At 64.0% G+C, this 1,121-nt stretch carries 1 protein-coding gene; it reads left to right on the forward strand.

Annotation, left to right across the window (positions count from 1 at the left end):
• A partial coding sequence (locus ABD198_RS30465; RefSeq protein ID WP_344007960.1) for a group II intron reverse transcriptase/maturase occupies positions 1 to 1,012 on the forward strand: 1,012 nt, incomplete at its 5' end.
• Positions 1,013 to 1,121: the final 109 nt, after the last annotated feature.

A 1,121-nucleotide genomic window follows, 5' to 3' on the forward strand; every position in this document is an offset into this window, starting at 1 on the left:
GGCGAAAGCCCGCCGGCGCGGCGACCGGACCCAGGCCCGTGCGCTGCGTCAGCAGATGGTCAGCCTGCCGAGCGCGGATCCCAACGATCCGGGATACCGCAGGCTGCGCTACATACGCTACGCGGATGATCACCTCCTCGGTTTCACCGGACCGAAAGTCGAGGCCGAGCAGATCAAACAACGCCTGGGCCAGTTCCTGCGTGACGAACTCAAGCTGGAACTGTCCCAGGAAAAGACACTGATCACTCACGCCCGCACCCGGGCAGCGAGGTTTCTCGGCTACGAGATCACGACCCAGCACAACGACACGAAGAAAACCGGCCGTTACCGTCGGGTCAACGGCCAGATAGCACTCCGTGTCCCACGGGACGTGATCAAAGCCAAGTGCGCCCCCTATATCAATCGCGGAAAACCCGCGAAAAAGACGGCCCTGACCAACAGCAGCGATCACGCGATCGTGGCGACCTTCGGGACCGTCTATCGGGGCGTCGTCCAGTATTACCTGCTTGCCGGAGACGTCTTCCGGCTGCATCGGCTGCAATGGGTCATGGAGACTTCTATGCTCAAGACTCTTGCGGCCAAGCACCGCTCGTCAGTGTCGAAGATGGCCGCCAAGCACAAGGCCAGAATCGACACCCCCAACGGTCCCCGAGTCTGCTTCGAGGCCCGAATCGAGCGGAAGAACAGGACACCACTGGTGGCCCGGTTCGGTGGGATTCCCCTCCAACGGCAGCAGGCGGCGGAACTCGCCGATCGTGAGCCTGTCCGGGTGGACTACCCGCAGAAGGAACTCATCGCAAGACTCCTGGCGGATACCTGCGAGATCTGCGGAAGCAAGGGCAACGTGCAAGTGCACCACGTCCGCGCTCTCGCCGACCTCGCACATGCCGGATGGCAGCCCTCCGACTGGGCGCGCGTCATGCTCCACCGGCGCCGCAAAACCGTCGTGGCCTGCGACATCTGCCACGACCGTATCCATTCGCAACGGCCAGCCAGACCATTCACGCAGTAGTCACTGGAGAGCCGGATGACCGGGAAACCGTCATGTCCGGTTCGGCGGGAGGCCGCGCGGAACAGGACTCGCCCCACGGCGAGCACCTCGCCGCGCGGCCGACCCAACC

Source organism: Streptomyces thermocarboxydovorans (assembly GCF_039524635.1).
Lineage (GTDB): Bacteria > Actinomycetota > Actinomycetes > Streptomycetales > Streptomycetaceae > Streptomyces > Streptomyces thermocarboxydovorans.